This is a genomic window from Nostoc sp. LPT, from assembly GCF_017115165.1.
Classification (GTDB): Bacteria; Cyanobacteriota; Cyanobacteriia; order Cyanobacteriales; family Nostocaceae; genus Nostoc.
The window spans coordinates 20,666-28,068 of sequence record NZ_JABXKF010000047.1; the positions used below are offsets into that span (position 1 = coordinate 20,666).

Genomic DNA, 7,403 nt, shown 5'->3' on the forward strand with positions numbered 1-7,403 from the left:
TAACAGCACAGTTTTATCTATCTGGCGATGGAATATAGATTTAAATATTGTCTATCTAATTTCAAATTTCAATTTTACCTCTTTATCCTTTTTATCTTTGTATTACCTCTGCACTTGGAGCGATTTGTTATAAAATTGACACAAATCCAATATTTTGGTTGAGTTCTTCTGACTGCTGGAATTTTTTATACAATGCTCTCAGAACGTTTTATCGCAGCCCTTACCTACGCCACCCAACTACACGCCAACCAAGTTCGTAAAGGTTCAGGTGTCCCCTACGTTGCTCATTTATTAGGTGTCGCCAGTATTGCTTTAGAATACGGGGCAAATGAAGATGAAGCGATCGCAGCTCTGTTACACGATGCGATCGAAGACCAAGGTGGTGCTGCAACACGAGAAGAAATTCGCCGTCGCTTTGGTGACAATGTAACGGCAATTGTAGATGGTTGTACTGACGCTGATACAACTCCAAAACCCCCTTGGCGACAGCGCAAGGAGGCATATATTGCTCATATTCCTACAGCTTCCCCATCAGTACTGCTTGTGTCATTAGCTGATAAACTTTACAATGCCCAGTCTATTCTCAAAGATTATCGCATTTTGGGCGAATCACTTTGGGAACGTTTTCAGGGGCGTAAAGAAGGTACGCTTTGGTATTATCGGGCGCTTGTAGATGCTTTTAAAAAGACTGAAAGTCCTATAATTATTGAGGAATTAGAACGGGTGATTTTGCAAATTGAGGTGTTAGCATCTAAATAAAAATTTTATTTCTCCAGAAGTAGATAGAAGATTTACAAAAACTACATAAATAGCTTTTTTACAGACACAATATGGTGATGTATCTCACGAATAAATTTTGGTTTTTAGGTTCTCTCTCTAGATAAAAAATCTTTCTCTCGGTAGATAGGTGTACTAATATTATTCTGACTGCTATGTTACCAATATGACAATAGTAAGAAAAAACACCCTAAATCCAACTCTAAATCCTTCTGTAAGTCCTCCAGAAAACTTGGCAGAAAAGTATATGGAAGCAGAGCGTATGCATGATGTTCTGCTTTTACTGCAAAACTTGATTAACAGTGAAGAAGCCACTGTGAAACTAATTCTGGATTGTCTTTATGATGTTGGTTCAGTCAATCTGATCAATCAAAAGCTTCGTTTGAAACCCTTAAACAGGGTGATGAAATTAATTGCCCGAATGTCCAAACCAGTTTTTAGAACCTTAGCTTTAAATTGGTTTAAGAAGAACTGTCCCCAACTGATTACTAATTGGCTGCACACACAAGTGTCTTTTGAAAAGCCTCAAAAGACACCCGAACAAGTAGCTATTGAAGTTGTAAAACTGGAACCATATTCTATACCACAGACAGAAAATCTGAGCCAAGAGATTAAAAATCTGCGCTATCAGGTAAGATGGCTAGCCGGAATTTCAATAATTGCGATCGCTGTTTTAGTAGTAAAAGCCACTTGGTTAAACTGAAACCTATGAATGATGAATGATGAATTATGAATATTATGCCTCTGCCCAAACTAATCTTGGAGGACATAGAAATACACCTGCTCTTGGAGGGTGTGTATCAGTACTACGGTTATGATTTTCGCAATTATGCTCTTTCCTCACTCAAGCGTCGTATTCAGGGCTTCATGCAATTAGAAGGGTTAGCAAATGTTTCTGCATTGCAAGAGCGGTTACTCCACAATCGTCCCTATTTAGAACGATTTTTGCTTGCTCTGACGGTAAATGTAACATCAATGTTTCGCGATCCCAGCTTTTATAATACCTTTAGAAATCAGGTTATTCCCTTCTTACAAACCTATCCGTTTATTCGCATCTGGCACGCTGGATGCTCAACTGGTGAAGAAGTCTATTCAATGGCAATTTTACTACAAGAAGAAGGACTTTATCATCGTTGCCGCATATATGCCACTGATACGAACGAAAAAGTATTACAAAATGCCAAAAGTGGGATTTTCTCGCTGAAAATGATGCAGGAATATACTCATCTTTATCTGAGAGCAGGCGGCAAGAAATCTTTCTCAGAATATTATACAGCAGCTTATGACAATGCTATTTTTCGCTCGTCCCTAAGAGAAAATGTTGTTTTTGCCCAGCATAATTTAGCCACTGATAGTTCTTTTAATGAGTTTAATGTGATTCTTTGTCGTAATGTCCTCATATATTTTAATCAGGTACTTCAAAAACGGGTACACGAACTATTTTATAATAGCCTTTGCACCTTTGGTGTCTTGGGTTTAGGAAGACAAGAATCTATCAGGTTCACCTCTTTTGAGCAGTACTACGAAGAGTTAATCAAGGGTGAAAAAATATATAAGAAAATAGCAGGTGGGTGAAGAGAATGCTTTGAGTGGGTAATTGAATTATGAATTATCCTAAAATAACTAATGCCCAATGCCCCAAAAATTATAAATAAAATTGCGTAGGCGTAGCCCATCGTAGATATCGCTGTCAAAAGACAGTCTGTCAAACATTTTTTATTGTGTTCATAAAATAAATTTAGCGATTGTTTAAGGTAAATTACACATTAATGTCTTAAAGGAGATTGTCGATGCAACTTCTCGAATGTCCTCCTGTTGCAGTCATTGCTGGAGAAAATGCGGTTCATGTTTCTCAACTACCTTCTATATGGCAAGACATTGCTAGAGGAACCACGAGTGTCGGACTTTCCCAGCCCCAAAGCTATGTTGAGATGGCACAGTTATTTTTGTATAAATTACAACGTGGTGATGTTGATTTATTTAGTGATCGCCCCCAACTAGCTCACTTAATACCCTCATTTTCCCAGCTATTTGCACAACTAGCATGGGAAACCTTAGAGTTTTTTGGACAAGACTTTCTCAAACACAGCTATCCAAACTTTGCAGAAATTCTTCGTGATGTGGAGTCAAAAGGAATCGATTACGCTGATGAAGTAAAAGTGGCTCGTATTGGCATAGATTTGTTCAATGAATTTGGTTATGAACTACCTGCTAGCTTTTATCACGTGCATTTAGCACCAATTTACCGCGATCATGTTTTTGAAGAACGTGCCTTGCGATTCGATCGGCGCGATATTGAGCATAAACGTGCTTGGGATGCCATACTCCATGCAGGTAAGGTGTTTGCTATTCAAATGAAGGTGCAAAGTATTGCTTCTCAATACGGTTTTACTTATCAGCATGGCTGCGGTTGCAACTCTCATCTATCTTCCATTGATGTATCTCGTGGGGCTTTTGAATATGAATTGAGTCCCGACAAGCGTCAGCGATGGATTCGCAGTTTCATCTGGACTGCTTGGTATGAGTATGCCTTCTTTGCGATCGTACCTAATACAAGTTATTTGGTTTAACAAGAAAGAATTCAAAAGTCAGGAGTCAGAATTCATGCTGAATTCTGAGCGACTGGTGGATGAATAAACGGGTTTAAGTCCCCCACCAAATTGAAAATTTGGTGGTCAACTTTCGTAGTGGCGGGTCTAAATCCCCCACTCATTGATTCTGAATTCTGGCTTAAGATAGCGGTTAATTTTATCATGACTAATCTGCTGCAAATCCTCTGCCAAAAAAGTGAAGAGTATATAATCTGACTACTTAACAAGTACCTGATTGTTAAATTTAGTAAATTTCATAAACTACAGGATTTATTTTATGTATCCTCAACTAATTTTCTCATGATTTCAAGAAGACTTAACACAGCTGATTACTGTTACTAATTTCTGCAATGCCTTCTGAGTACACCGATTTTTTGTAGTACATCAATACTATTAAATAGCGATTGCGGTGTGCCAGTTGCGTAAGTCCTGATTAGAAAAGTTTTATCAGTGATTGACACAAGGTAGTATTCCTGACACTACGCAACTAAGCCCATGTTACGGCATAAAAGGTTTAGCTCGTGGATCTTTGCGTAAGACAGGTTGGTTTTATTTTCAGCGTCGTGGACAATCAACTGATCCTATTCAATGAGCGGTACTGTGTGAATCTCCCATTGATGCTATGTCAATAGCTATGTTATACCGTAATGAATTACGCAAAACAATTTATTTATCTAAAAGGAAAACCAGGATCTTGTACACAACTAAAAGCTGTAGAGCCGAAAACTATCCTTGTATAGAAATGATTTCGTGTAATCCTTACTGTTCATCAACTATGAATATATAATTAATAGTCATTTTAAGTGTTTATTCGTAAAAAAGATCATTAATTATAAGACTGAGTAAATAGTCTTACTAAATATTGGCAATAATTCCTGAGTTTAGTTATCAAGATAATTCAACCCATATTCCTGATTTGTTTTGCTATACACAGGCATTGATATTTTTGTACTCAACTACGTCAAAATTTCCCCAACAAAATTTGAAATTTATAATTCAACTTTTGAATCAGGAACGAAAAGAAATACGCCAAGCATTTACAGCACCAGAGTTGAACTACTGGCTGCGACCGAGTGCAGTGATTCCTAATGACTAAGGAATGTACCTAATTAGAGCTTAATTGTTGAAATCAAACTTTTAGTTTTTTCAAAGGTTTTTTCATGACTGAATTCCAAGTCAATATTTACACTACTGGCAATCAATCTAACTCCACAGTAGCGATGGATGCAGATGGAGACTTTATCATTACCTGGATGAGCTATGGTCAGGATGGGTCTTACGATGGCATATATGCCCAACGCTACAACAGTGCTGGGGTGGCTATAGGTAATGAATTTCAGGTCAATACTTACACTGCCGACGAGCAATTTAGTCCTACAGTAGCGATGGATGGAGATGGGGACTTTGTCATTTCCTGGTAAAGCTATGGTCAGGACGGGTCTAGCTATGGAATATATGCCCAACGTTACAACAGTGGGTTTCTCCCGACAATCACATCTGGTTCTGTCTCTGCCCTGGCATATATCGAGAACGCCACTACAGCCATCGACTCAGGCATCATCGTCAGCGATGTAGACTCGGTTAATCTCTCCAGTGCCACCATCAGTATTACCAGTGGCTTTATTTCTACTGAAGACACCCTTGCTTTCACCAACCAAAATGGAATTACGGGCAGCTACAACAGCAGCACAGGCGTATTAACCTTAACTGGCAGTTCCACCGTTGCTAATTATCAAACTGCGCTGCGTTCCATTACTTATACCAACAGCAGCGATAACCCAACTCTTACACCTCGTACCGTCAGCTTTCTAGTTAATGATGGGACTGCGAATAGTACCGCCGTTACCCGCAATATTAATATTACGGCGGTGAATGATGCTCCAGTTGTTACCAACCCCATTACTGACCAAACAGCGACAGAAAATACCGCCTTCAGTTTCGCTCTACCAGCAAACAGCTTCACGGATGTGGATACGGGAGATAGCCTCACCTATAGCGCCACGCTTGAAAATGGGAACCCACTTCCCAGTTGGTTGACCTTCAACGGCATTACCTTCAGTGGTACTCCCACGAATGACAACGTTGGTAGCCTCAATATCAAAGTGACCGCTAGTGATGGAACGGTAACAGTCAGTGATGTTTTTACATTGGCAGTAATCATTAATATCATTAATGGCACTTCAGGAATAGACAACCTGACTGGTACGGAGAACAGGGATATCATCTCAGGATTGCAGGGCAATGACACGCTTAAAGGATTAGGTGATAACGACACCCTTGATGGCGGTGATGGAAATGATTTCTTAGATGGTGGTGCAGGAAGTGACAGTCTCATTGGTGGTAAAGGCAATGACACTTATACTGTGGACAGCATCGGCGACACTATTGTTGAATCTGCCAATGCAGGCACAGATTTAGTCAAGTCTTCGGTGAGTTTTGTGTTGGGCAATAACCTGGAGAACTTGACTCTGACTGGAACTGAGGCAATAGATGGTACTGGTAACAGCCTTAATAATATCCTGACGGGCAATACTGCCGCTAACACGTTAAGCGGAGAAAATGGCAATGATAACCTCCTTGGTGATTCAGGCAATGATACCTTGTTGGGCGGTGCAGGTAATGACACCTTAGATGGAGGTGCAGGGATTGATAGTCTCAATGGTGGAGCAGGCAATGACATTTACACCGTAGACAACCTCAGCGATATTATTACTGAAGGCTTAAATGCAGGCACAGATTTAGTTAAGTCTTTCGTGAGTTGGGTGTTGGCAGATAACGTGGAGGACTTGACCCTGACTGGAACCGAGGCAATCGATGGTACTGGTAACAGCCTTGATAACAACCTGATTGGAAATACTGCTGCTAACATCTTGAGCGCGGGAGATGGTGACGATAGCCTGTTTGGTAGTTCAGGCAATGACACCCTCTTAGGCGGTGCAGGCGATGACACCTTGGATGGAGGTACAGGGATTGATAGCCTCAATGGTGGAGACGGCAATGACATTTACACCGTAGACAACCTTAGCGATTCTATTACTGAAGGCTTAAATGCAGGCACAGATTTAGTTAACTCTTCCGTGAGTTGGGTGTTGGGAGATAACTTGGAGAATTTGACCCTGACTGGAAGCACGGCAATCAATGGTACTGGTAACAGCTTTAATAACATCCTGCTTGGAAATGGTGGTGCGAACATCCTGAGCGGAGGAGATGGTAATGATAGCCTGTTTGGTAGCTCAGGCAATGACACCCTCTTAGGTAGTGCAGGCGATGACACCTTGGATGGAAGTACAGGGATTGATAGTCTCAATGGTGGAGCAGGCAATGACATTTACACCGTAGACAACCTCAGCGATTCTATTACTGAAGGCTTAAATGCAGGCACAGATTTAGTCAAGTCTTCCGTGAGTTGGTTGTTGGGAGATAACCTGGAGAACTTGACCCTGACTGGAAGTGCTGCAAATGGTACTGGTAACAGCCTTGATAACATCCTGATTGGAAATACTGCTGCTAACATCTTGAGCGCGGGAGATGGTAACGATAGCCTGTTTGGTAGTTCAGGTAATGACACCTTCTTAGGCGGTACAGGTGATGACACCTTGGATGGAGGTGTAGGGATTGATAGTCTCAATGGTGGAGATGGCAATGACGTTTACACCCTAGACAACCTCAGCGATTCTATTACTGAAGGCTTAAATGCAGGCACAGATTTAGTTAACTCTTCGGTGAATTGGGTGTTAGCAGAGAACCTGGAAAAGTTGATCCTGACTGGAAGCTCGGCAATCAATGGTACTGGTAACAGCCTTGATAACATCCTGACGGGAAATACTGCTGCTAACATCTTGAGCGCAGGAGATAGTAACGATAGCCTGTTTGGTAACTCAGGCAATGACACCTTGTTAGGGGGTGCAGGTGACGATGTACTCATTGGTGGAATTGGTCGAGATGTGCTGACTGGTGGATCTGGACGAGATAACTTCAACGTAAGGATTCAGGTCTAATATTTAGGAAGCAGAGATGGGCGAGACAGATAATTAT

Annotated in this window: 7 protein-coding genes; 6 read left to right on the top strand and 1 reads right to left on the bottom strand. The window is 40.9% G+C overall.

Translation table 11 applies throughout. The features are described 5' to 3' along the window. The first annotated feature begins 192 nt into the window (after nucleotides 1-192). From HWQ58_RS10490 to HWQ58_RS10510, 5 genes are all read left to right on the top strand, one after another. Nucleotides 193-759, top strand: a complete 567-nt coding sequence (locus HWQ58_RS10490; RefSeq protein ID WP_292861364.1) for an HD domain-containing protein — start codon at nucleotides 193-195, stop codon at nucleotides 757-759. Between the two features lie 184 nt (nucleotides 760-943). Continuing rightward, the gene (locus HWQ58_RS10495) at nucleotides 944-1,480 is read left to right on the top strand and encodes a hypothetical protein (protein WP_292861367.1); all 537 of its coding nucleotides are present in this window, start codon (nucleotides 944-946) and stop codon (nucleotides 1,478-1,480) included. 35 nt (nucleotides 1,481-1,515) lie between these two features. Then, on the top strand, nucleotides 1,516-2,352 hold the full coding sequence (locus tag HWQ58_RS10500; protein WP_292861384.1) for a protein-glutamate O-methyltransferase CheR: 837 nt from the start codon (nucleotides 1,516-1,518) through the stop codon (nucleotides 2,350-2,352). Between the two features lie 215 nt (nucleotides 2,353-2,567). Next, a complete protein-coding gene (locus tag HWQ58_RS10505; protein WP_292861370.1) occupies nucleotides 2,568-3,347 on the top strand; it encodes a hypothetical protein in 780 nt (259 codons plus the stop codon). Nucleotides 3,348-4,528: 1,181 nt separating this feature from the next. After that, the gene (locus HWQ58_RS10510; RefSeq protein WP_292861373.1) at nucleotides 4,529-4,789 is read left to right on the top strand and encodes a hypothetical protein; all 261 of its coding nucleotides are present in this window, start codon (nucleotides 4,529-4,531) and stop codon (nucleotides 4,787-4,789) included. Between the two features lie 44 nt (nucleotides 4,790-4,833). Here HWQ58_RS10510 and HWQ58_RS10515 read toward each other — a convergent pair whose 3' ends face one another. After that, on the bottom strand, nucleotides 4,834-5,007 hold the full coding sequence (locus tag HWQ58_RS10515) for a hypothetical protein (RefSeq protein ID WP_292861375.1): 174 nt from the start codon (nucleotides 5,005-5,007) through the stop codon (nucleotides 4,834-4,836). Nucleotides 5,008-5,236: 229 nt separating this feature from the next. Here HWQ58_RS10515 and HWQ58_RS10520 point away from each other — a divergent pair, with 229 nt between their 5' ends. Next, nucleotides 5,237-7,366, top strand: a complete 2,130-nt coding sequence (locus tag HWQ58_RS10520) for a putative Ig domain-containing protein (RefSeq protein WP_292861378.1) — start codon at nucleotides 5,237-5,239, stop codon at nucleotides 7,364-7,366. The last annotated feature ends 37 nt before the right edge of the window (nucleotides 7,367-7,403 follow it).

Excerpts from the sequence above, each read along its gene's own strand:
- HWQ58_RS10490 (WP_292861364.1), top strand. The coding sequence starts at position 193 with ATGCTCTCAGAACGTTTTATCGCAGCCCTTACCTACGCCACCCAACTA.
- HWQ58_RS10495 (WP_292861367.1), top strand. The coding sequence starts at position 944 with ATGACAATAGTAAGAAAAAACACCCTAAATCCAACTCTAAATCCTTCT.
- HWQ58_RS10500 (WP_292861384.1), top strand. The coding sequence starts at position 1,516 with ATGCCTCTGCCCAAACTAATCTTGGAGGACATAGAAATACACCTGCTC.
- HWQ58_RS10505 (WP_292861370.1), top strand. The coding sequence starts at position 2,568 with ATGCAACTTCTCGAATGTCCTCCTGTTGCAGTCATTGCTGGAGAAAAT.
- HWQ58_RS10510 (WP_292861373.1), top strand. The coding sequence starts at position 4,529 with ATGACTGAATTCCAAGTCAATATTTACACTACTGGCAATCAATCTAAC.